The organism is Microbacterium sp. JB110 (assembly GCF_003335195.1).
Classification (GTDB): Bacteria; Actinomycetota; Actinomycetes; order Actinomycetales; family Microbacteriaceae; genus Microbacterium.
Map to the genome: position 1 here is coordinate 95221 of NZ_QPGM01000006.1, position 23826 is coordinate 119046.

Consider the following 23826-nt stretch of genomic DNA (forward strand, 5'->3'; position numbering starts at 1 on the left):
GTGCACAGCACCGGAGATGTGCCAGAAATGAAGAACTGACGGGGGAATGGGCACGTAGCCTGGAGAGCAGCGAGGAGGTGCACCGGATGCAGCAGTTCGACGACGTCGGCGAAGACGACCCGATTCTGCGGATCGGGCCCGCCGCTGAGCTCGCCGGGATGCACCCGCAGACCCTGCGCCAGTACGACCGGATCGGTCTCGTCGTTCCCGGACGCACCCAGGGCGGGTCGCGCAGGTACTCGCTGCGCAACATCCGGCAGCTGCGCCAGGTGCAGGAGCTGTCGAACGAGGGCATCAGTCTGCCGGCGATCGCCCGCATCCTCGACCTCGAGGACGAAGTGACCGACCTGCGCCACCGCGTCGTGCAGCTGCAGAGCGAACTCCGTGCCGAGCGCGAGAACCGCCCGGGTGCGCGGGTGTTCGCGGCCGAGACATCCGGTGCCGTGGTCACCCTCACGAGCGGCACCCGCGTGCGCCGCCGCACCGACGTGGTGCTGTGGCGGCCGCAGGGGCGCTGACGAGGCGATCTGCTTCCGCACACTGGTGCCCTGCGCCGACCGTTGAGCGGGGCCGTTCGCGCTGACATATGCCGATCTGGCCGCTCTCCTGTCAGACACCGGCGCATCTCATCGGCGAACCGTGCCGGGCGTCGCGCGCGTGTCGGAGTCAGAATGCCGCGTCGCGAGGGTCAGCCGCATCCGGATGTACCCTGTTGACAGTCAACGAAACGCGAGGGGGTGCTGTGCGCGACACGGTGAAACGCGGGGTATCGCTCGGCGAGCAGGTCGCGGACATCCTCCGGCGACGGATCGTGCGCGGCGAGCTCGCGCAGGGCGATCGGCTGACAGAGGAAGCAGTCGCCGAGGAATTCGGCGTGAGCCGCGGGCCCGTCCGCGACGCCGTCTCTCTGCTCGTCTACGAGGGACTGGTCGAGACGCGCCGACCGCGCGGCATCTACATCCGGGGGCTCACGCTCGACGACATCGAGCAGCTCTACAGCCTGCGCGGCGCACTCGAGCAGCTCGCCGTTCGGCGTGCGCTGGGCGGCGACGAGGAAGTGTGGCAGCCCGTCGAGCGGCTCGTCGAGCGGATGGAGCGCGCAGCGGACGAGGGGGATCATGCCGACTTCTATCGTGCCGACGTCGACTTCCACTCGTCCTTCTACGAATTGGCGGGCCATCCCCGTCTGCTGGCGACCTGGCGGCAGTACGAGCCGACGTTCATGGCGCTGCTCGAGGTCACGATCAACCACGACGAGGATCTGCACGAGTCGGCGCACTCGCACCGCGTGCTGTTCGACCTGATCCGCGCCGGCGATGCCGAGCCCGTCGCCGCCGAGTTGGCTGACCACCTTGTGCGCGCCGAGGAGCGGATGCGACTGGAGCTCGACGCCCGCTGAGCCCCGCGACCGGCCCGTTCGTTCGCACCCGCGGCCCGTTCCCGTGCCGGGACTTCGCCTCAGCGACCGCCACGTGCTCGCCCCACGCACGCCACCGCGCGATCTCCGCGCTCGATCCGGTGTTGCAGATCGACCGCAGGCACGGCGCGAAGGTCGTTCTCTGGCATCGGATGGACGGGCACATAGACGCCGTTGACTGTTAACAGTAAACGTGTCATGATCGGGGCAGCCGGCGAAGTCGTCGGTCCCTGCACCGAGGAGGAGCAACGATGCCCCGTTTCATTCGCACCACCGCCGCTGTCGCGGGATTCGGCCTCGTGGCTGCCGCGCTGGCCGCGTGCACGCCGGTCTCCGAAGAGAGCGCCGCCGAATATCCGAGCGACGACATCCGGCTCATCATCCAGGCCGACGCTGGCGGCGGCAGCGACCTCTCGTCGCGCGCGCTCGCCGCGGAGCTCGAGAAGACCCTCGGCGGCAGCGTCATTCCCGAGAACATGCCGGGCGCTTCCGGCGCCAAGGCCATGGAGTACGTCGCCGACCAGGAGGCCGACGGCTACACGATCGGCTTCGCCCCGGTCGAGATCGCGATGCTGAACACGACGCAGAACGCCGATGTGCTGCCCGAGAACTACGACTTCCTCGGCCAGATCATGAACGCGCCGGGCGTCATCGCCGTCGGCGCCGACAGCGGCATCGAAACCGTCGATGACCTGATCGCGGCGGCTGAAGACGGTGAGGTCACCGTCTCGAACTCGGGCGCCGGGTCGATCTGGGAGGCAGCCTCGCTCGGGTTCGCCGAGGCCGCGGGTATCGATGTGACGCCGGTTCCGTACGACGGCGGCGCTCCTGCCGTGAGCGCTGCGGCCTCCGGCGAGGTCGTCGCCTCGGTCTCGGGCGTCGGCGAGGCGCTGGCACAGCAGGACTCGGTGCGGATCCTCGCCGTCATGGATGAGGATGCGCACCCCGACCTTCCCGACGTTCCGACCGCGAACGAGGCGCTCGGAACCGACGGCGTCGTCTTCGGTGGCTGGGGCGGCATGTACGCACCCACGGGGCTGCCGGATGAGGTGCACGACACTCTCGAGAGCGCCGTGAAGGACGCCGTCGAGAGCGATTCATACACCCAGTTCCAGGCGGACGCCGGCAACCTCGTCGTCTACCGCAGTGCCGACGAGCACCAGACGTTCGTCGAGGAGCAGTTCGACCGCTTCGCGGAGCTTCTCGGTTGAGTGAGGCGGCACAGCACGCCGTGACGGACGAGGCCGCTCGGCCTCGTCCGTCACGGGCGCTCGAGATCACGGCGGCTGCGGTCGCCGTTGCGTTCACCGCCGGCTACCTCGGCCTGGCAACGCAGATCGCTCTGCGCGACGAGTCAGCCGTCGCCGCGATGGACGCGCGCACCTGGCCGACCGTGCTCGGCGTGGCCGGACTCTCGGTCTCCATCGTGCTGCTCGTCATCGCCGTCGCCAGACCGGCGCCCCGGCGCGACGACCTGGAGAGCGTCGCGACGGGCGGCCCGCTCCGCGTCATGCTGACCGTCGTGATCTCCGGCGCCTTCGTGGCGGCGTGGAGCGCGCAGTCGGTGATCCTGGCCGGGTACCGGATCCAGCTGTTCCCGATCATCGCGGCGCTGTATCTGCTGTCGCTGCTGCTCCTGTTCGGCCACCGGCGCTGGATCGGGCTCATCGCCTATCCGGTGGGCCTGACGGCCTTCATCTACATTCTGTTCGGCATCGTTCTGAGGATCCCGCTGTGAACGCCATCGTCGACGGCCTCGGTGCCCTGCTCGATGTGTCCGTCGTGCTCTACATGCTCGTCGGGCTCGCGCTCGGCTTCCTGGTCGGCGCCTTCCCCGGCATCACCGCGACCATGGCGGTCGCGCTCGCCGCCGGGTTCACGATGACGCTCGAGCCCGTGCAGGGCCTCGCCGTGCTGCTGACGATCTACGTCGCGGCGAACTTCGGCGACCGCGTTCCGGCGATCCTCGTGAACACGCCAGGAACTCCGGCGTCGGTCGCCACGACCTTCGACGGCTATCCGATGGCGAAGCAGGGCAGGGCCGGTCTCGCCCTCACGCTCTCCGCCATCGTGAGCGCCGTCGGCATCCTCGCCTCGGTCGTGCTGTTCGCCGTCCTGGCCGTGCCGGTGGCGACGCTGGCGCGCGACTGGTTCCGGTCGCCCGAGCTGTTCGCCCTCGTCGTGTTCGGCATCGCGATCATGATCGGCATCTCGTCGAAATCGATGCTCAAGGGCATCCTCGCCGGCGTGATCGGGCTGATGCTCGGAACCGTCGGCCTGTACAGCGCGACCAACGACGAGCGCTTCACCTTCGGCCTGCTCGAACTCGTCGACGGGCTCGACTTCATCGCGGTCATCATCGGGCTGTTCGGCATCGCAGAGCTGCTCGACCAGCTGCTCACGCACCGCGCGAACCGCACGCGTCCCATCTCGTCACTCGGACGCTGGCTGCCGAACCGCAAGGAGTTCAAGCAGTCGGGGCGCGCGGTCGCCGTCTCCGGCGGCATCGGACTCGGCGTCGGTCTCATCCCGGCGGCCGGCGGCGACATCGCAGGACTGATCGGATGGGACAGGGCGCGCAGCATCTCGAAGCACCCGGAGCAGTTCGGCAAGGGGTCGATCGAAGGCGTCGCCGCGAGCGACACGGCCTCCAGCGCCACGCTCGGCGGATCGCTGACGACCACGATGGCGCTGGGCATCCCCGGCGACTCCGTGATGGCGGTGATGATCGGGTCGATGATCATCTGGGGCATCGCCCCAGGCCCGACGCTGTTCACCGACCGACCGGATCTGGTCGTGTCGATCACCGCGATCATGATCGTCGCGACCCTGCTCGCACTCGTGCTCAGCCTCGTCCGGATGAAGGGGATCGTGAAGCTGCTCGACCTGCCTCGGCCGTATCTGTGGGGCGGCATCCTCATCTTCTGCGTCATCGGCACCTACGCGACGTCCAACAGCGTCAGCACCGTGGTCCAGATGCTGGTGTTCGGCGTGATCGGGCTCGCACTCAAGCGACTCGAGATCCCGGCGGGGCCGATCGTGCTGGGGCTGATCCTGGGGCCGCTCGCCGAGGAGAACCTCGCGCGCACCCTGCAGATCCTGCCGACGCAGCCGTTCTTCTCCGTCGTCAGCCCGATCGCGCTGATCCTGCTCGCGCTCGCCGTGGCATCCGTTGTGCTGCCGGCCATCCGGAATGCGCGCAAGCCCAAGGACAAGCGGGGGTCGTTCGCAGACTCCGTGCTGAGCGAGGACACATTCGCCGAGATCGAGCAGGCGCACGAATCGATGCGCGACGAGCCCGGCATGCTCACCTCCACCATCCGCAACGAAGACAAGCCGCGCAGATCGCGGCGCAGGACCGACAAGAAGGGGTCAGATACATGACCAGGCGAGACATCCTCACAGCCATTCCGACGGCGTTCCGGGAGGACGGCTCGCTCGACATCGACGGCAGCCGCGCCATCTTCCGCCACGTGGCGAAGTCGGGGAACGAAGGCGCGTTCGTGCTGGGCACGACTGGGGAGTTCCCCGCCATCGACCACGCCGAGTTCGCGCAGATCGTCGATGCGGCGCTGGACGAACTGTCGGGCGCGATGCGCGTGGTCGTGCACGTCGGCGCGGCGAGCACCTTCGAGGCCGTGCGGCTCGTGCAGAAGGCACGCGAACTCGGCGCGCGGGAGTTCGCCGCCGTCACGCCGTTCTATCTGCCCGCCTCGGACGACGGCATGTACGCGTACTACGAGGCGCTGTCCGCCGCGGTCGGCGACGGACAGCTGTACGTCTACGCGTTCCCGAACCGCACGGGGAACGCCGTCTCGCCCGAACTGCTGGCTCGGCTCGCGGCGCTGCCGAACGTGGTGGGGGTCAAAGCCAGTGAGCTCACCCTCGACGAGATCGCCGCCTACCGCGACGCGGCGCCCGACGGCTTCGTCGTCTACACCGGGGCCGACCGTGATCTCATCGCGGCGGGGGAGCGCGGCGCCGACGGTGTCGTCTCGGGGGTGTCATCCGTGCTGCCGAAGCCGTTCCGCGCGCTCGCGGAGGCGGCGGAGTCGGGAGACGCCGAACGCATCTCCCGAGCCCAGGCCGACGTCGACGATCTCGTCTCGGTCATCGGCGGCGACATGCCACGGATGAAGGCGGCCCTGCGCCGGATGGGCGTCGTAGACGCCCGCAGCCGGATGGCGCTGGACGAGCCGGATGAGGCGGCCGTCGCCGAGATCATCCGGGTCGTCGAGGCGTACGCCTGAGCCCGTCCGACCACTCAACGAGGAGCCAGACATGACCTACGCATTCCCCGCGCGCACAGCCCGCCCCGCGCTCGCGCCGAACACCGCGTACCTGATCGCATCCGGCGACCTGCGCGAATCCGCCAACACCGCAGGGTGGGAGACGCAGCGCTCTGTCGAAGCCGGCGTCACCGCCGCCGTCGAAAAGCTCGGCTGGAGCGTGACGCGCGCCTTCGGCGTCGATCCCGCCACAGGGCACGGCTTCATCTCGAGCCAGCGGATGGGGCTCGAGGTGTTCCAGAACATCCCGACCGACGCCCCATTGATTGTCGCGATCGCGAACTGGCAGTACTCGCACCACGTGCTCGCGGGGCTGCGCTCGCACCGCGGCCCCATCCTGACCGTGGCGAACTTCGCCGGCGACTGGCCCGGGCTGGTCGGACTGCTCGGCCTGAACGGCTCGATGACGAAGGCGGGCATCGCCTACTCGACCATCTGGTCGGTCGACTTCACCGATGAGTGGTTCGCCGGCGGCATCCGGGAATGGATCTCCACCGGTACGATCACGCACGACGCCTCGCACGTGCGCGCCCTGCCCGAGCTGCCTGCCGGCGACGAGCGCGAGCTCGGACGGGCCCTGGCTGAGCAGCTGCTCGAGGAGAAGGCCATCATCGGCGTGCTCGACGAGGGCTGCATGGGGATGTACAACGCGATCATCGACGACGAGCTGCTCAACCCGATCGGCATCTACAAGGAGCGGCTGAGCCAGTCGGCGCTGTACGCGGAGATGCAGCACGTCACCGATGATGAGGCCGACGCGATCGGCGAGTGGCTGATCGAGAAGGGCATGACCTTCAGGCTCGGCACGGACGAGACCACCGAGCTCACCGAGCGGCAGCTGCGCGAGCAGTACCGGATGTACATCGCCGCACTCCGGATCGCCGACGACTTCGGCCTCGACGCGATCGGCATCCAGTATCAGCAGGGTCTGAAGGACCTCGCGCCCGCGTCCGACCTGCCGGAAGGCCTGCTGAACTCGACCGAGCGTCCTCCCGCGTTCTCACGCGACGGCTCGCGCGAACTGTTCGCGGGCCGTGCCGTACCGCACTTCAACGAGGTCGATGAGGGCGTCGCCGTCGACGCGCTGGTCACCGACCGCGTGTGGCGCGCGATGGGCCTCGTGCCGGACAACACCCTGCACGACGTGCGCTGGGGCGAGGAGTACGACGGCGAGTTCGTATGGGTGTACGAGATCTCCGGATCCGTTCCCGGTTCGCACCTCGGCGGCTGGGACAAGGCAGAGGGCTGGCGCCAGGGGCACGTGTTCTTCCCGGCGGGCGGCGCGACGATCAACGGTGTCTCCAAGCCTGGCGAAGTCGTGCTCTCGCGCGTGTTCATCGAGGACGGTGTGCTGCAGGTCGACATCTTCCGCGGCACGGTGGTCGAGCTTCCGGATGAGGAGACCCAGCGCCGCAAGAACGCCACGAACCCGGAATGGCCGATCGCCAACGTCGTGCTGCACGGCGTGACCCGCGACCAGTTCATGGCCCGCCACAAGGCCAACCATGCACAGACCGTCTACGCGCCGGATGCTGAAACGGCCGACAAAGCGCTGCTGGCCAAGGCGGCGATGTTCGACAAGCTCGGCGTGAGGGTGAATCTGGTCGGGGACGTCGCGGTGTGACCGGGGGCTTGACGCGCCCGTGGCGACAGCGCGAGGTCGTGACCGATTCAGAGTTCTGACCGAGCCCCGGCAAGATCACCTACCGCGGCGGTGTGCGGTTCGATCCGTGGGTCTACGCTGCGCTGACGATCCTTCTGGCGATCGGGGCCGGGGCCTCGACCGCGAAGGATTCACGGGTGCCCTTCCATGCGAGGGAGGCCAGAGGTACCCTCGCAGGACACGGGCGACCGGGGGAAGCGACATGATCGGCAACAGCTACTGGACCACGACCTACGGGCCGAAGAACCCGCAGCTCTTCCTTGATGAGATCGCCATGCAGACCGAGCTCCGACGGGAGCGCTCGCTTCGCTGGCACGAGTTCTGTGGGTACTGGCTGCACCGGACGAAAGACGCAGGCGCGCGACACCGTCGGTGAGGCTCCGCGTCTCACAGCCGCAGGCGCGGTCGCTCGTACGGTCAGTTCTGCATCGTCTCGCGTGTCGCACCTGCTGGTCGCGCCGACTGGCGGGCGAGTAGGTCTTCCCGTACCTCCGGCGACAGCGCGGCATCGATGACCGTCCACGCGAGCGCTGTGGCGCCGTCGATGATCGCGTCATCGGCGGCTGGGGACGCCGCGGCGGCCGCGAAATCCGGATGGTGAGGAACGGCTGTCTCCCCGAGGAACGAGATCATCGGGTGCAGCGCAGGTAGGACCTGCGAGACGTTGCCCATGTCGGTGGAGCCGCGCGCCTCGCCGACTGATGAAACGGGCGCGCGGCCGAGGCCGACCAGGTTCGCGTCCCAGAACGCGGAGAGTTCCGGATGCTGCACCAACGGTGCGTACGGATGCTCGGTGCGCCTGTGTTCCCAATGGCAGCCCATGGCGATCGCCGCTCCTTCGAGGCAGGCGAGGATGCGGCGCTTCAGGTCGCGCCAGGTGTCGAGATCGTGGGCACGCACCTCTGCCTGCACGACGGCCCGCTCGGCGATGATGTTCGTCGCCTCCCCGCCGTCCGAGACGAAGGCGTTGACGCTGGTGCCACCGGGAAGTTGCTGACGAAGCAGTCCGATCGCCGTCAGGGCGAGCGTCGCCGCGGCACCGGCGTTGATCGCCTTCTCCGGTGCAGCTGCGGCGTGGGCGGCGCGGCCCGTGAACTCCACCTCGAAACGCTCGACAGCCGCGAACGCCACGGTCGCCGCTTTCGCGTCGTCTCCCGTGCCACCATGCACCATGAGCGAGCACGTCGCGTCCTCGAACGCACCAGCGGCCAGCAGCGAAACCTTGCCGCCGCCGTGCTCCTCCGCCGGAGTGCCCAGCAGCTTCACCCGTAGGCCTGCGTCATGGGCGACGTCGGCCAGGGCAATGGCGGCCCCGATGCCGATGGTGGCGATCACATTGTGCCCGCACGCGTGCCCGACACCGGGAAGCGCATCGTACTCCGCGCAGATCACCACGGTCATGTCGCCGTCGCCGCGCACCGCCTCCACCGCGGTGTCGACGCCGTACGCGCCGGCCTGAGTGTCGAATCCGGCGCCCCTGAGGGCATCGGCGACTGCGGCAGCCGCTCGGTGCTCCTGCCACGACAGTTCAGGGTCCGCGTGGATGCGGTGACTGAGCGCCACGAGCGCATCGCGCTCGACAGCGAGCCGCTCGGCCGCGCGTGCCTTCACTCCAGCGAGATCATCTTCGGTCTCCATGTACGAGTCCCTCTTCTCGGTTCGTTCGCCAGTCCCTGGATGTGTGACAGTTTCCCATCGGTCGAGGCCCGCACCCCGCTGTCGAGTTGCGCACCTTTCGTCGAGATGCGCACCTTCGGACGTGGTTTCGTCGCAAAGGTGCGCATCTCGCGAGCCATGCGTGAGATGGGTACGGCTGTGCACTAACCGTGCGGGTGGTCACCAGTCATGCATGGTGCCGTCGGCGAGGCGGTTGTAGGGCAGGTAGGCGCGTTCGTAGGGGTACCTTCCTGCCTCATCGGTGTCGAGGGTGACGCCGAGGCCGGGCTGGTCGCCGGGGTGGAGCAGACCGTCCTGCCAGGTGAAGGACTGCTCGAAGACCTGGTTGGTCTTCTCGCCGTGGGGCATGTACTCCTGGATGCCGAAGTTGTGGATCGCCAGGCCGAGGTGGGCCTGGGCGGCCATGCCGACCGGGGAGATGTCGGTGGGCCCGTGGAACCCGGACTTGATCTGGTACTGCGCGGCGTAGTCGATGGTCTTCTTCAACGGCGTGATCCCGCCCATGTGGGTCACCGCACCGCGCACGTAATCGATGAGCTGCTCCCGGATGAGGTCCTGGAAGTCCCACACGGTGTTGAAGATCTCCCCGATCGCCAACGGCGTCGTCGTGTGCTGGCGCACCAGACGCAGGGCCTCCTGGTTCTCGGCTGGGGTGCAGTCCTCCAGCCAGAACAGGTCGAAGGGTTCGAGGTCCTTGCCGAGCTTCGCCGCCTGGATCGGCGTCATCCGGTGATGCCCGTCGTGCAACAACGGCAGCTCCGGCCCGAACTCGTGCCGCACCGCCTCGAACACCCCGGGAAGGTGGCGCAGATACGCCCGCGTGTCCCAGTCCTCCTGCACCGGCAGCTCGCCGCGGCGGGCCGGCTCGTGGTCGTAGCGCGCTTCGCCGCCACCGGTGTCCGATGCCTGCGAGGCGATGCCGTAGATCGCCTTCAGCCCGGGAACGCCCGACTGGATCCGGATCGCCCGATACCCGTCGGCGAGATGCTCGCGCACCGAGTCGAACAGCTCGGGCAGCTCCTTCCCCGACGCGTGCCCGTAGGCGAGCAGACCCTCCCTGGACGCACCACCGAGCAGCTGGTACACCGGCAGCCCGGTGACCTTGCCCTTGATGTCCCACAGCGCCATATCGACTGCCGCGATCGCCGCCATCGTCACCGGCCCCCGACGCCAATACGCCGACCGGTACAAGAACTGCCACGCGTCCTCGATCCGATGCGGATCACGCCCGGCCAGCAACGGCACCACATGCTCTCTCAGATACGCCACCACCGCCAGCTCACGGCCGTTCAGCGTCGCATCCCCCAGACCCGTCACCCCGTCGGAAGTCGTGATCTTCAACGTCACGAAGTTCCGATCCGGACTGGTGACGATCACCTCAGCCCTATCGATGATCATGGGGTGCCTCCGATCTCTGCGGCCGCGGCGGCGACCGCCGAGGCCAGGTGATTCAGCCGCGGCTCGCCTGCGACATCACGCGGCAGCAGATGGTCGACGACCGCTGCCGCCCCGTCGTCGATGTCATGTCGCGCGCGGGCGGCGATGGCGCTCGCGCCGGGATCCTCGTCCGGCGTCCATCGGCTGCGCAGATGGACGAGCCATGCGCCCCACAGGCGGATCTGCCCGGTGCCGGGTGAAGCTCCGGCGCGGATACGTCCGGCGACGATGGGAGCGCTGCGCTCGGTGAGCTTCTCCGAACCGTCTCGTGCGATCTGGGCGAGGCGGTGCTTGATCCGCGGGTTCTCGAACCGCGCCACCAGCGTGCGTCGTGCCTGCTCCTTCTCATCCGGGGGCAGGGGCAGCACCGGATCGACGTCGTCCCAGAGCTCGTCGAGCCACCGTCGGCACGAAGCGTCTCGCATCGCTTCGTCGATATGTGCGTGCCCGCGCGCGAGACCGGCGTAGGCGAGCAGGGAATGGCCGGCGTTGAGCAGCCAGAGTTTGCGACGTGTGAAGACGTCGATGTCGCTGACGATTCTCGCGCCGCAGGCTTCCCACAACGGGCGGCCGCCGGGAAACTCGCCGGAGAGATACCACTCCGCGAACGGCTCGGTGACGACCGTGCACGGATCTCCCGTTGCGGCGATGTCGTCGTCGGTGGTCGCAGGGGTGATGCGGTCGACCACGGTGTCGACGAAGGACACCTCGTCGTCGAGCCAATCGGCGAGCCCGCCCGATGCCTGCAGCAGCGCGCGGCGGGTGTGGGCACCGTTCCGCGGAAGATTGTCGCAGCTGACCACGGCGATCGGCCCTGCCCCGGCGGCGCGGCGTGCGGCGAGGCCATCGGCGAGCCGCCGAATCACGGGGGTGTCCCCGTACGCCGCCTCCGTCACGGTGAGGGTGACGACAGTGACAGCGGGGTCGGTGAGCACGCGTCGCCACGAATCGGCGTCGGCGCCGTCGTGTGCGGCGACGATGCTCCGGATGTGCTCGGTGCTGTCGCCGCTCGCATCGCGGGTGACAAGCGTGTACTGGCAGTCCTGTGCGGAGAGAGCGCGCGCGACGTCGGGGCGTCGGCCCGTGAAAGCGGCGATTCCCCACGGCGAATCTCCTGCGTCGTTCGCGCGCTGGGTGTACCACGCCTGGTGCGCGCGATGGAAGGCGCCGAGGCCGAGATGGGCCATGCGCGTGGCCGGATGAGCGGAAGTCATGAGTAACACGCTACGGCTCTTTCGTGATCACTGCAACCGATTGCATCAGAAGTCGCAGGCGTGCCAGAATGGACCATCCGAAGACGTCGAAGGAGACATCATCGCGAACACGCTGCGGATCGGAATCGTCGGTGCAGGCGCGAACAGCCGACGCCATCATGTGCCGAAGCTGCAGGCCATCGACGGTGTGGAGGTCGTTGCCGTAAGCAACCGGTCTCGTGCCTCCGCGCAGCGCGTCGCCGAGGACTTCGGCATCACGCGGGTGCACGACAGCTGGACCGCGCTCGTCGACGACGACATCGATGCCGTGGTGATCGGCACGTGGCCGGACATGCATGCACGCGTCACAATCGGAGCGCTCGAAGCGGGGCGGCATGTCCTGTGCGAAGCGCGGATGTCGCGCGATGCGGTCGAGGCGCGAGCCATGATCGGCGCCGCGGACAAGAACCCGCACCTGGTGGCGCAGCTCGTGCCGGCTCCGACCACTCTGCCGATCGACGACCAGGTGTGCCGCCTCCTCTCGGACGGCGCGATCGGCGACATCGTCAGCGTCGAAGTCACGGCCCGCACCGGGTTCGCCGATCGCGACGGGCCGCTCACCTGGCGACAGCGCAGGGCGACCAACGGCGTGAACATCCTCTCGCTCGGCATCTGGTACGAGCAGCTGGTCCGCTGGGTGGGGGAGGCTGCGCGGGTGTCGGCGTTCGGGCAGACCCTCGTGCCGAGGCGTCGAGACGAGGAGGGGCATCTGCGCGCGGTGGAGGTGCCCGATCACGTGGACGTGATCGGTGAACTGGCCGGCGGCGGGCAGCTGCGGATGGTGTGCAGTCAGGCCGCCGGCGACAGCGCGGACAACGGCGTGCGGATTCTCGGAACGGCCGGTGAGCTGCACGTGCTGTCGGGTGAGCAGCTGGTGCTCCGACGGCCGGGCAAGGACCCGTACGAGGAGGCGGCGAACGGGGCCGGATGGCGGGTCGAGCAGGAGTTCGTCGGCGCGATTCGCGGGACAGAGCCCGTGCAGCACACGACCTTCGACGACGGTCTGCGCTACATGCGCTTCACTGAGGCGGTGCGCCGCAGCATCGACGAGCGCCGGCAGGTGGCGATCGCGGAGGTATGACCCCTACGCGGCGTCTGCCGTGGTGCCGCGAGCGACGAACGAGCCGGGCAGTTTCAGATCGCCCGGCGTCTCGCCTCGCGTCACGTCGGTGAGCATGGCGACGGCGCGCCGCCCGAGATCATCGAACGGTGCCGTCACTGTCGTGAGCTGCGGAGTGACGGTCCGGGCAAGCAGCACGTCGTCGCAGCCGACGACGCTGCGGTCGTGCGGCACAGAGATGCCGAGATCGGCGAGCCCGCCGATGACACCGCACGCGAGAAAGTCATCGAACGCGATGATGGCGGTCGCATCGGTGTCGGCGATGCGCTGTGCGGCCTCCTGACCCGTCTCGAAGGCGGCCTCGAACGGCCCGAGCTCGGCGAGCTCCACATCATCCGGAGCGGTCTTCGCCCAGTCGCGCACGGCGGCCGTGCGGCGGGTCGCGGCCCACGAGCCGGACGGGCCGCGCAGGAGAAGGAACTTCTGGTGCCCGAGCTGCACGAGGTGATCCGCGGCCTGCCGCAGCGCCGCCGTGTTGTCGCAGACGACGGAGGGAAGCCCGGAGATCGTGCGGTTGACGAGCACCGTCGGGGTGTTTCCGATCGCTTCTTTCAGCGCATTGGTCGGGATGCGCGGTGACGCGACGATGAGCCCGTCGACCTGTGAGCTCAGGCGTTTCAGCTGTTCGGTCGCGTCGCGCCCGCCGGATTCCGCGTCGAGCAGCAGCACGGAGGCATCCGCCTCATTGGCGGCGTGCTCGATCGCCCGCACGAGCGGCGGGAAGAACGGGTTGGTGATGTCGAGCACCACGACGCCGACGAGTCCGGTGCGACCGGTCGCGAGGCCGCGGGCGGCGCGGTTCAGCTCGAACCCTTGGGCGTCGGCCGTGGCGAGGATGCGTTCGCGGACCTCGTTGTTGACCATGTCGGGGCGCGAGAAGGCGCGGGAGACCGTGGAGGCAGAGATGCCCAGTTCTTTCGCGATTGAGTAGATCGTCGCCTTCACGCGTGCCGCCCCCGTCCTTCGTCGGCTCATCCGAACGATGCTCCTCTCAGAGGGTAGTCGAGTCGGTCCGCCAGCCATGCCGCGCATGCGGAGAAGACGTGGTCCGGTACCGGGTGCCCGTTGCTGTGCATCAGCGAGTCGAATCCTCCATCCGGCCAGTGCGCCGCCGTCTGTGCGGCAAGGTCGGCGTTGTGCCAGCCGTCGGATGATCCACCGCCAGCGTAGAGGAACGGGCGGGGAGCGACGAGACCGGCCAGCTCGTCGAGGTCGCGATCGTCGGGGATCCGGTCGCCCAGGTACCACGGGGCGTCCCAGTTCGAATGAGCGAACCCGAGCCCCGGTTCGTGTGCGACGACGGCCCGGATGCGGGGGTCGAGGGCACCGAGGAGCATGGCCAGTTTGCCGCCGAGCGAGTGCCCGAACACCCCGATGCGGCCCGCGTCGGCCTCGGGCATCTCGGTCAGCGCATCGACGGCGAGAGACAGGTCGGCGAAGCTGCGCCCCAGGCCTGTGACGTCGGGGAAGCGAGCGGCGTGATCCTTGGCGGGCGGCCCGTAACGCGCGTCGAGCCCTGTGCCGCCGTCGTGCTCGCGGGCACCGAGCTCGGCCCACCACGGCACGGCGAGAACTCCCAGACCTCGTGCGGCGAAGCGGACGGCGTGATCGCGCGCGGGGCCCGGCCGATCCGGAGGGTATCGCGGACTCGGCTCGCCGAGCAGCGACTCGACATCGTAGAAGGGGATGACCACGATCGGTGCGGGGCGCGTGTCGGGGAGGAGCAGTGTGCAGGCCAGATCCGTGCCGAAGCTTGTCAGGTGGATGTCTCGCCGGGTGGTCGCGTGCGGGCCGTCCGACTCATCGCCGAGGCACCATGCGGCGTCGGTGGCGCGATGCGCGCCGAGCAGAGCGCACCATTCGGCGCGCACGTCTCCGGCCGCTGCCGAGAGTGTCATCGCATCCGCTCCTTGACGGCCCTGGGTATCGCGTCTTCGTTTCGTTGCCCGGCGCGAACTTTGACGTGGTGGTCGTGAGTCGATACATTACCTGCAACCGCTTGCAGACGCAAAGGAGAAGAATGCGATGACGCAGACGGACATCCTTGTCACCGACGTGCACGTGCGCTTCCGGGAGGTGGACCTGCAGGCGGCGTTGACGATCAGCGGGGGAACCATCTCACGCTTCACCGTCGCCGAGGTCGTCGTCAAGGTGCACGACCAAGCGGGCACGCGCGCGGCCGGGTACGGGGAGACCGTGCTCTCGGTGCCGTGGGCGTGGCCGCGAAGCGAGCTCACCGTCGATGCCCGCGACGGAGTTCTTCGTGCGCTCGTCGACACGTATTCGCAGAGGGCGCTCGCGCTGGAAGCGGCCGATCCGATCGCAATGTGGCGCTGCCTGGTCGCCGACCTCGATGAGGTGCGTTCCGCCGCTGTGCACGGGGAAGACGTTCCCCGGCTCGGTGTGCTGCTCGCCGTCGGGGCGGTCGACAATGCGCTGCATGACGCGTGGGCGAATGCCGCCGGGCGCAGCGTGTTCGACATGTATACGGCAGAGCATCTTCGCGACGATCTGGCCTCGTTCGGCCTGCCCGGCATCTATGCGGGCGAAGGGATCGCAGACGAGCCGAGTGTGACGCTGCCTGTGCAGCACCTCGTCGGCATCTCCGATCCGCTCGAGCCGAATCACGAGTCGCACAGCCTGGCGGACTGGATCGGGCAGGACGGAATCGACCGGATCAAGATCAAGGTCTCGGGCGCCGAGCCGACAGAGGATGCGCGTCGGATCAGCGATGTCTATCGTGCCGCCAGGGCATGCGGGGTGGAGCCGCGCATGGCTGTGGACGCGAACGAAGGGTACGCGACGCCGAGGGCGGCGCTCGCGATGTTCGAGAGCCTGCTTGCAGCGGATGCCGAGGCGGCGGCCGCCGTCGACTATCTGGAGCAGCCGACGCCGCGCGGCGCACCAGCGGACCCCGTTCAGATGCGAGAGCTGTCGTCGCGGATCCCCACGCTGCTGGACGAGGGGTTCACCTCTCTGGCGCGGCTGCCGAAGCTTCAGTCCGAGGGGTGGTCGGGGGTCGTCGTCAAGGCGGGCAAGGGGCAGACTCCTGCCGTGGTCGCGTCCGCGGTCGCGCGGCGGTTGGGGCTGTGGGTCGTCGTGCAGGATCTCACGGCAACCGGTCATGCATTCCTGCACTCGGCACGCCTGGCCGGTTCTCTGCGGACGAGCATTCCGCAGCTCGAGTACAACAGTCGGCAGTACGCGCCGACGGGAAACGACGATCTCAGGCGGAGACATCCGCAGATAGCCGAGGTCTCGGACGGAGCGGTGAGCATGGCGGGTCTCGATGGCGCGGGGCTGTACGGCATGGAAGGTTCCGTGCCGCACGAGCACGCAAGGGGTTGAGTCGGGTGGCGCCACTCGCTAGTGTCGACTTCGGATGCGTTGCAACCGATTGCAGTATATCCGTCTGAAACTGCTGTCGAGTGGTGCTCTCCGCGCAGAGGAGAACGGTGCCCTCGCAACGAATGGCGCGTCGATGGAGACGTGCCGGAGAATAGGAGAACGTCATGACGCGATCCAGGGCACTGCCCGCCCGTCTCGCCGCGGGACTGGCGACGGCTGCGCTGCTGGCCGCCGGAGGGACGGCGGCCTACGCCGAGGACGTCCTGGACGAGCCGGCGAACCTGCTGCAGAACGCGAGCTTCGAGGGGGGTGTCGACGTCACCGACGCTCCCGGTTGGGCGCCTTTGTGGAGCAGGAACGAGGTGGTCTCGTTCAGCGACGAGCGCGCGAGCGACGGTGTGCGGAGTCTTCATCTGTTCCGGGGGGACGGCGATCGCACCGGCGGATTCGTCGCGGACGCGGTTCCCGTCGAACAGGGTGAGAGCTACGAGTTCAGCTTCGATCAGTACCTCGTCGACGGCGGGCCACTCAGCGCCACGATGTACTTCGACGATGCGAACGGTAACGTGATCGAACAGCCCTATGAGCTGGTGCGCACGACGAAGGACACGTGGGAGCGCGCGACGGCTCACTTCGAGGCGCCGGAGGGGGCAGTCGCCGCGCGTCCGCTCCTGTACGTGCCGTCGGGGGCCACGATCGACGTGTTCCTGGACGATGTGTTCTTCGGGCTCGGAGCCCCGGCGCCGGAGCCGTCGCCGGTCGACAAGATCCTCGAGCAGGATGAGAACCTCGAGTACCTCGGCACACCGGTGACGAGTCAGATCCCGAGCCAGGCGGCACAGGGAGTTGAAGACGGGCAACACGTGTCCTATCAGGTGTTCAAGGGGAATCCGAAGAGCGGCTACCCCGCCGCCTTCGCCGTCACCGACGTGCAGACGGGCGCGCAGGTCCGCACCTGCACACTCGGCAGTGCGGAGAACGCGAGGAACCTGAACATCGCCGACGACGGCCGCGTGTACTGGGGCACCTACCACGATTCCAAGCTGTGGCGCTACGACCCAGCAACCGGCGAATGCGAGGACCTCGGCAGGTTCAGCGACCAGAAGGATTCCACCTTCGGCATCTCACCGGGCCCTGACGGGTCGATGTACATCGGCTCCTACCCCGACGCTCGTCTCTACCTGGTGAACCCGGAGACCGATGAAGTCGAGTTCCTGCGCGAGATCGGGACGGGGATCGACTACATCCATTCGATCGCCTACCACGCGGAGACCGACACCGTGTATGTCGGCACCGGAGTGCAGGAGCCGCAGATCTGGAAGATCGAGGATGCCGGCCGCGGCGCACAGACCCTGGTCGCGGACAACGCACTCGTTCCAGGGCTGAGCGATGAGGGTGCCAAGACGGTCGGCAGAATGGACATCGTCGGAGACCGGATCATCGCCCAGGTGCGCCTGCGGATGCTCGTGCTCGACCTCGAGGGCAATGTCATCCACTGGGACCCTGAGCAGACTCGCTTCTTCTTCGGGCACCACAGCGTCGCGGACGCCGAAGGCGACCAGGCGATCTTCTCCACGAGCGGTGGCGGGCTGATGAGCTACGACACCGGCACGAACACCTTCGCGTCCATGGGCATCGACATCGGAGGCTACCTCTCCAACGGCGTGGTGGATGCGTCGAGCGGCACGCCACTGCTGTACGGGACTTCGGCATCGGGCGTGTTCGTCGCCGATCTCGAAGCAGGCGAACTGGTCTCGGACGAACCTGTCGAATTCGCCCAGCCGACGCTCATCCAGAAGCTCTTCACCGGTCCGGATGACTCGGTATGGGCATCCGGATACATGATCGGCCTGGCAGAGGTGGACAAACAAGGGGTGAGCCACGGAACCACCATGCAGCGGGGCCAGTTCGAATCCGCAGCGGTGCGCAACGAGAAGATGTACCTCGGCGGCTACGGTGAGTCACGGCTCGACGTTCTCGACCCCGCGACCTACGACCCCACCGACACGAGCACGGTGCCGACGCTGTTCCGAGGTGTCGAGGAGGGGCAGGATCGCCCCTTCGGGATGGCCTACAACCCCGATCGCGACGAGATCTACATGGGATCGGTCGCCACCTACGGCAAGACCCAGGGCGGGCTCGCGATCTGGGACGGTGCGACGGGTGAGCACGAGTGGCTGACGTCCGAGATCGGCCAGGACGAGAACATCGTCTCGGTCGCGTACAACCCCGTCGACGGCCTGGTCTACCTGGGCAGCACCGTCGACGGTGGGCTGGGGTCTGCTCCGAGCGGACACACCGCGGGCAAGCTGATCGTCTTCGACCCCGAGACTCGTTCCGTCGTGGCGACGATCGATCCGGTCGGGGAGGAGCGCGAGGGCGTCACCGGCCTGATGGTCGACCCCGATGGTGTGGTCTGGGGCGTCGCCGAGGAGGCTCTGTTCGCCTACGACCCCGAAACCGGTGAGGCCGAGGTCAGGGGCACCGTCGGCGGCCGCTACAGCGCGGGAACCACGTACTGGGCCTATGGGACCGTCTCGATGTCGGATGCGGACGGGAAGATCTATGTCACGGCCGGTTCTCGCTTCAATGTGCACGACCCCGCGACCGGTGAGACGACGCGCATCGCGAACGGACTCCAGTGGAGCACGGTCGACGGCAACGGCGATGTCTACCTCAGCTCGGGTGCGCTGCTGTTCCGCTACAACGTGGAGGGCTCAGGGGGCGACCCCGTCTGTACGGAGACGCTCACGGGCACGGTGGACGACGGCTTGACCGTGTCAGCGGATGAGGTGCTGTGCCTTGACGGTGCTCGTGTGAACGGCGGCGTGTCGGTGGAGGCCGGCGGCACGCTGATCGTCGGCGCTGCGTCGTCGATCCGAGGAGGCCTGGTGTCGTCCGAGGCGGCGAGCTTGCAGGTGCGGGACAGCTCGATCCGCGGCGCGGTCGCAGTGACGGGCACGACGGGCGAGTTCGTCTTCGCGGGCAATGAGGTGCGCGGGTCGATGGACTGTTCGGGGAACGCCTCGGGGCCCGAGGGTGAGGGTGCGGTGAATGCGGTCACAGGATCGGCGGGTGGTCAGTGCGCCGGACTGTGACACGACGGCCGTCGCCCACGGGAGCACTCGAGATTCCGCCCGCAGTCGGCGGCAGGCCGCACCCCTGACAACGAGGTATCGATCCGGCGCGTCCGAGAGATGGGCGCTGTCATGTCTACGAGGAGGTAGCGATGCGGATCCACATCCGTCACGGAGCGATCGCGGCGGGGATGCTGATCGTCGCGTCGGGAGCGGTGGCGACACACGCAGCCGACGAGGTCTCGGCCGCGCAGTCTGTCGAGACGAGCGCGGTGGTGAACCCGAGTTTCGAGGAGGTCACATCCGACGGTGAGCTCGTCGGATGGACGCCGCGCACGCCGAGATCGCCCGAGGTCTATTCGCTCTCGCAGGAGAGGGCGTCCGATGGGCAGAACAGCATCCACATGCATGACGACGACCCGGAGCTGGGCGGTTCTCTGATCTCCGATCCGATACCCGCCGAGTCCGGGCGCGAGTACGAGTTCGTCTTCGAGCAGTACCTGGTAAGCGGCGCGCTGGCACCGTTCATGTACTTCGAGGATGCGGACGGGCAGCGTATCGACCATGTGTACGAGCGCGTCGAGACGACATCCGGGCAGTGGGAGCAGGCCTCGCTCGTGGGACGCGTTCCGGATGAGGCGACGCAGATCCGGCTGCTGGTGAACGCGTCCGTCGGCGGTGTCGTCGACTCCTATGTGGACAACGTCTCGCTCCGGATGCTGCCGCTGAAAGGCATCGAGGAAGACCTCGGGACCTACACAGGACATGTCGCTGCGCAGACCACTGGCGTGACGACGGACGCGTCCGGGCGGACTCTTGCGCTGCTGGGCTCGAACGGGCAGCCGGTCAGGTTCAGCGCTGTCGACGTGTCCACGGGCGAGCGTCTGATGCAGCAGGAGATGCCGGGAGCGTCGATGACGTGGAGCTACGCTTCGGCGGACGACGGCACGACCTACATCGGGACGAGTCAAGGCGGGATGTGGCGATTCGACCCCGATGCTCTCGCCCTGGAGCAGATTCAGGACAATCCTCTGGGCGAGTCTCATCTCTACTCGATGGACATGCATGAGGACGGTCGGGTCTTCATCGGAACCTACCCCGGTGGGAAGGTTCTCTCGTACGACCCGGATGCCGATGAGTGGACGGACCATGGCGGATTCGGCAACGACGCCGCGTATTCAAAGACCGTCGATGTGGCGGGTGACACCGTCTATGTGGGGACCCAGGCCCCGATCGGCCTGTGGTCGCTCGACCTGGCCACGGGCGACAAGACGCAGATCGCGATCCCCGACCAGTTCCTCAGCGACGGCGGCTTCCAGAGCGTGGACGTCTTCGGCGACACGCTTGTCGCGCTGACCTTCACGCCGAGCAGGACGCTGCTGGTCTACGACATGGTCGTAGGCGAATGGACGCACCAGGTCGACGACGTGGCATACCGCCGGATGGCGGAACCCCGGTGGGTCACCACACCCGACGGTGAGCGCTACGAGGTCTATTATCAGGATCGCGCTTCGCGGGAGGTTCGCGGTCTCGACCTGAACACGGGCGAGACCCGGACGGTCGGCTTCAGCATGGAGCTGAACAGCATGAACTGGTACTGGGCGCCGGTCGAGCGCGAGGGCTTCCCCGGCGACAGCCTGGTGGGCACGACGCAAGGCGGCATGGTGACGGCGTGGAATCCGGAGTCGGGTGAAGCGTATGAAGGCACCGGAGACTTCGCGCCGTCCCCGGCATTCGTGCGCAGTCTGAACGCCGGGCCCGATGGCAACATCTACTTCGGCGGCTTCGCGAGCCACGGCCTGATCCGGTACGCGCCCGATACCGACGAGGCGACGAAGCTGCCCGGTCCGGGACAGATGGAGCAGCTCGGCAGCAACGGTGACGATCTCGTCATCGGGGGCTACGGATACGGCGCACCCGTGACCGATTTCGATACGACGCAGGCCTGGGAGTGGGAGAAGAACCCGGCGCCGCGCGTGCATCTCGGCGACGAGCAGGAGAGGGTCGCTGCGATCGAGGCGGTCGCCCCGACGCTCACCGCGCTGGGATCGTATCCGGTCAAGGGCGCGGTCGGGGGAGCGCTGGCGTTCTACGACCACGAGCAGCGGACGACGCAGACCTATCGCAACATCGTGCAGGATCAGACCGTGATGTCGCTGGCATACCGTGACGGCATGCTCTACGGAGGCACGAGCATCGTGACCGGTCTCGGCACCGAGCCCACGACGTCCGAGGGGCATCTGTTCGTCTACGACGTCGCCGCACGCGAGAAGGAGTTCGTGACGGTGCCCGTGCCCGGCGATCAGCATGTGGCTCGGTTGGCGTTCGACGATGAGGGAATGCTCTGGGGCATGACCGGTACGACGTTGTTCTCGTTCGACCCTCAGACGAGGCAGGTCGTCGATCTCATCGAGTTCGAACGGCGCAACGACCGGGACACCTACGTCGTCGGGCGCGGATTCGAGTGGGTCGAGGACCGATTCGTCGGTTACAGCCGGTGCGAGCTGTTCGAGTTCGATCCGTCGACGAAGAAGGTCTCGACTCTGGTCGAGAAGACGACGACCACCTGCAACGGCCTCGGCATCGACGAACAGGGCAGGTACTACTACGGGGCGGGCACGCACGTTTTCCGCTGGACGCCGATGGAGAAGATCGAGCCCGCATGCACGGAGACGTTCACCGACGCCGTGAACGACGGACTCGTGGTCCCCGCCGATACGGTGGCGTGTCTCGATGGCGCGAGCGTCGACGGCGCGGTGCAGGTGCAACCTGGAGGCGCGCTGCGCATGGAACCGGGGTCGTCGATTCACGGGTCCCTCACGGCGTCAGAGGCGGCTCACGTGAAGGTGCGCGGCACTGAGATCCGTGGTGCAGTGTCTGTAACGGGTACAAACGGACAGTTCGTGTTCGCCGGGAACGATGTGCGCGGGTCTCTCGACTGCTCGGGGAACGCGTCGGAGCCCGACGACGAAGGCGCCGCGAACACGGTCACGGGGTCGGTCGGCGGTCAGTGCGCCGGGGTGTGACCCGTCGGCCCCTGTCGGTCGCCATTGCCTGAGTCACGACCTCTCTCCGGTCGGCCCTGATCCACGAAAGGAACTCATCTGTGCAGACACCGCCGTCACCCGACATCTTCCTCATCCATGTGCACGATCTGGGTGACTGGCTCCCCTGCTACGGGCATCCCAGCGTCTCGGCTCCGAATCTGCAGCGACTCGCGGATGAAGGAGTGGTGTTCGACAGCGCGTTCGCCACGTCGCCGCTGTGCACGCCGGCTCGTTCATCGATGTTCACCGGTCAGCTGCCGCACGAGAACGGACTGATGGGGCTGAGCCACGCCGGATGGCGATACCGCGAGGGCGTCGTGACGCTGCCGGAGATGCTGGGTGAGCTCGGGTACTGCACCGCGCTGCTCGGGCTGCAGCACGAGGATCTCGATGCGCGCCGGCTCGGCTATGACGAGGTGCATGGTCTCGGCTTCCTGCCCAGGGCGATGGAAGTCGCCGAGCTGGCGGAGCGGTGGCTTCCGGAGGCAGATGACGAGGCGCCGATGTTCGCCTCGATCGGCCTGTGGGAGGTGCATCGTCCGTGGCCGGAGTACGACTACGCGCCCCACGACCCTGCCGCCGTCGAGGTGCCAGGCTTCCTGCCTGACAACGCCGATACCCGTCATGATCTTGCGGGGTTCTACGGCGCCATCGCGCACATGGACGAGGCGGTCGGGCGCATCCTGCGTGCGATCGACGCGTCGGCGCGGCGGCGAGAGTCGATTGTGGTGTTCACGACCGATCACGGTCCGGCGTTCCCTGGGGCGAAGAGCACGCTGTATGACCCAGGGGTGAAGGTGGCTTTCCTCGTGCGTCCGCCGAGGTCGTGGGAGGTGAGGCCGGGGCGCCGGAACGCGCCGGTCAGTCATCTGGACATCGTGCCCACCTTCGTCGAGGTCGCAGGCGGAGAGGCGTCTGCGGATCTGCCGGGCGAGAGCATGCTGCCACTTCTGAGCGGGAGCGGAAGCGACTCGGGAGGCCGACAGAACGATCGAGCGCTCTTCCTCGAGAAGACCCACCACGATCGCTACGACCCGATCCGCGCCGTGCGCACGGCACGCGCCAAGTACATCAGGAACTACGTCGACGGCCCGAGGTTGCCGCTTCCGGATGATCTGGAGCGGAGTCAGACGCGTCGCGGGATGGGAGACGCACATCTGGCGTGGCGCCCTCCCGAAGAGCTGTACCTTCTCGGCGACGATCCGACCGAGCGGCGGAACGCGATCGACGACTCTCGGCACGCGGAGACGAGAGAGCACATGCGCGCGCTGCTCGATGAGCACATGCGGGCGACGGCAGACCCCGTGGCGACAGGAGTCGTGCCCGCACCGGTCCGGCCGGAGAAGCGCGAGCGCTGACGGACGTCGTCGTTGAACGGCCGGAGCGCCGCCGGTCGGCGGCTGATGACTGTGCCTGCTTGCGGATGCCGTGGCACCGCCGAGTGCGGTAGGTCCCCTTGTTCATCTGTCTCGCACCTGCTACTGTAATCTGCAACCGG

General features: G+C 67.8%; 18 protein-coding genes. 13 read left to right on the forward strand and 5 right to left on the reverse strand.

Annotated elements, in window-relative coordinates; genetic code table 11:
• Positions 1–86: 86 nt before the first annotated feature.
• The 8 genes from CIK77_RS11665 to CIK77_RS17700 all read left to right on the forward strand — a co-directional run bounded on the left by CIK77_RS11665 (position 87) and on the right by CIK77_RS17700 (position 7745).
• Positions 87–518 (forward strand): heat shock protein transcriptional repressor HspR, encoded by a 432-nt coding sequence (locus CIK77_RS11665; protein WP_087053819.1) that lies wholly within the window; start codon positions 87–89, stop codon positions 516–518.
• Positions 519–742: 224 nt separating this feature from the next.
• The gene (locus CIK77_RS11670) at positions 743–1399 is read left to right on the forward strand and encodes a GntR family transcriptional regulator (RefSeq protein ID WP_087053820.1); all 657 of its coding nucleotides are present in this window, start codon (positions 743–745) and stop codon (positions 1397–1399) included.
• A 269-nt stretch (positions 1400–1668) separates the two neighbouring features.
• Positions 1669–2628, forward strand: coding sequence for a Bug family tripartite tricarboxylate transporter substrate binding protein (locus tag CIK77_RS11675; RefSeq protein ID WP_087053821.1), 960 nt, complete (start codon positions 1669–1671; stop codon positions 2626–2628).
• On the forward strand, positions 2625–3155 hold the full coding sequence (locus tag CIK77_RS11680) for a tripartite tricarboxylate transporter TctB family protein (protein WP_170934029.1): 531 nt from the start codon (positions 2625–2627) through the stop codon (positions 3153–3155). Before CIK77_RS11675 ends, CIK77_RS11680 begins: the two co-directional genes overlap by 4 nt.
• On the forward strand, positions 3152–4801 hold the full coding sequence (locus CIK77_RS11685; RefSeq protein WP_087053823.1) for a tripartite tricarboxylate transporter permease: 1650 nt from the start codon (positions 3152–3154) through the stop codon (positions 4799–4801). Before CIK77_RS11680 ends, CIK77_RS11685 begins: the two co-directional genes overlap by 4 nt.
• Positions 4798–5667 (forward strand): dihydrodipicolinate synthase family protein, encoded by an 870-nt coding sequence (locus CIK77_RS11690; protein WP_087053824.1) that lies wholly within the window; start codon positions 4798–4800, stop codon positions 5665–5667. The genes CIK77_RS11685 and CIK77_RS11690 overlap by 4 nt, the downstream gene beginning before the upstream one ends.
• Before the next feature lie 31 nt (positions 5668–5698).
• On the forward strand, positions 5699–7330 hold the full coding sequence (locus tag CIK77_RS11695) for a fucose isomerase (protein ID WP_087053825.1): 1632 nt from the start codon (positions 5699–5701) through the stop codon (positions 7328–7330).
• A 241-nt stretch (positions 7331–7571) separates the two neighbouring features.
• The gene (locus CIK77_RS17700; protein ID WP_170934030.1) at positions 7572–7745 is read left to right on the forward strand and encodes a hypothetical protein; all 174 of its coding nucleotides are present in this window, start codon (positions 7572–7574) and stop codon (positions 7743–7745) included.
• 41 nt (positions 7746–7786) lie between these two features.
• Here the strand turns inward: CIK77_RS17700 and CIK77_RS11700 are convergent, their stop codons facing one another.
• From CIK77_RS11700 to CIK77_RS11710, 3 genes are all read right to left on the reverse strand, one after another.
• The gene (locus CIK77_RS11700) at positions 7787–9007 is read right to left on the reverse strand and encodes an amidohydrolase (RefSeq protein WP_087053826.1); all 1221 of its coding nucleotides are present in this window, start codon (positions 9005–9007) and stop codon (positions 7787–7789) included.
• Between the two features lie 198 nt (positions 9008–9205).
• Complete coding sequence (gene manD, locus CIK77_RS11705) at positions 9206–10444, reverse strand: D-mannonate dehydratase ManD (RefSeq protein WP_087053827.1); 1239 nt, start codon at positions 10442–10444, stop codon at positions 9206–9208.
• Positions 10441–11697 carry a mannitol dehydrogenase family protein gene (locus CIK77_RS11710; protein ID WP_087053828.1) on the reverse strand — a complete coding sequence of 419 codons (1257 nt, stop codon included), beginning with the start codon at positions 11695–11697 and terminating at the stop codon, positions 10441–10443. Before CIK77_RS11710 ends, manD begins: the two co-directional genes overlap by 4 nt.
• Here CIK77_RS11710 and CIK77_RS11715 point away from each other — a divergent pair.
• Positions 11696–12817, forward strand: a complete 1122-nt coding sequence (locus CIK77_RS11715; RefSeq protein WP_087053829.1) for a Gfo/Idh/MocA family protein — start codon at positions 11696–11698, stop codon at positions 12815–12817. The genes CIK77_RS11710 and CIK77_RS11715 overlap by 2 nt on opposite strands.
• Positions 12818–12820: 3 nt before the next feature.
• Here the strand turns inward: CIK77_RS11715 and CIK77_RS11720 are convergent, their stop codons facing one another.
• Both CIK77_RS11720 and CIK77_RS11725 read right to left on the reverse strand, forming a co-directional pair.
• Positions 12821–13831, reverse strand: coding sequence for a LacI family DNA-binding transcriptional regulator (locus CIK77_RS11720; protein ID WP_170934031.1), 1011 nt, complete (start codon positions 13829–13831; stop codon positions 12821–12823).
• The gene (locus CIK77_RS11725; RefSeq protein ID WP_087053831.1) at positions 13828–14754 is read right to left on the reverse strand and encodes an acetylxylan esterase; all 927 of its coding nucleotides are present in this window, start codon (positions 14752–14754) and stop codon (positions 13828–13830) included. The genes CIK77_RS11720 and CIK77_RS11725 overlap by 4 nt, the downstream gene beginning before the upstream one ends.
• Before the next feature lie 127 nt (positions 14755–14881).
• On the opposite strand from CIK77_RS11725, the gene CIK77_RS11730 reads away from it, so the two are divergent.
• The 4 genes from CIK77_RS11730 to CIK77_RS11745 all read left to right on the forward strand — a co-directional run bounded on the left by CIK77_RS11730 (position 14882) and on the right by CIK77_RS11745 (position 23686).
• The gene (locus CIK77_RS11730) at positions 14882–16204 is read left to right on the forward strand and encodes an enolase C-terminal domain-like protein (RefSeq protein WP_087053832.1); all 1323 of its coding nucleotides are present in this window, start codon (positions 14882–14884) and stop codon (positions 16202–16204) included.
• 164 nt (positions 16205–16368) lie between these two features.
• Positions 16369–19302: a carbohydrate binding domain-containing protein gene (locus CIK77_RS11735; RefSeq protein ID WP_087053833.1), complete on the forward strand. Its 2934-nt coding sequence runs from the start codon at positions 16369–16371 to the stop codon at positions 19300–19302.
• Between the two features lie 131 nt (positions 19303–19433).
• Positions 19434–22307, forward strand: a complete 2874-nt coding sequence (locus CIK77_RS11740) for an outer membrane protein assembly factor BamB family protein (protein ID WP_087053834.1) — start codon at positions 19434–19436, stop codon at positions 22305–22307.
• Between the two features lie 80 nt (positions 22308–22387).
• The gene (locus CIK77_RS11745; RefSeq protein WP_087053835.1) at positions 22388–23686 is read left to right on the forward strand and encodes a sulfatase family protein; all 1299 of its coding nucleotides are present in this window, start codon (positions 22388–22390) and stop codon (positions 23684–23686) included.
• Positions 23687–23826 lie beyond the last annotated feature (140 nt).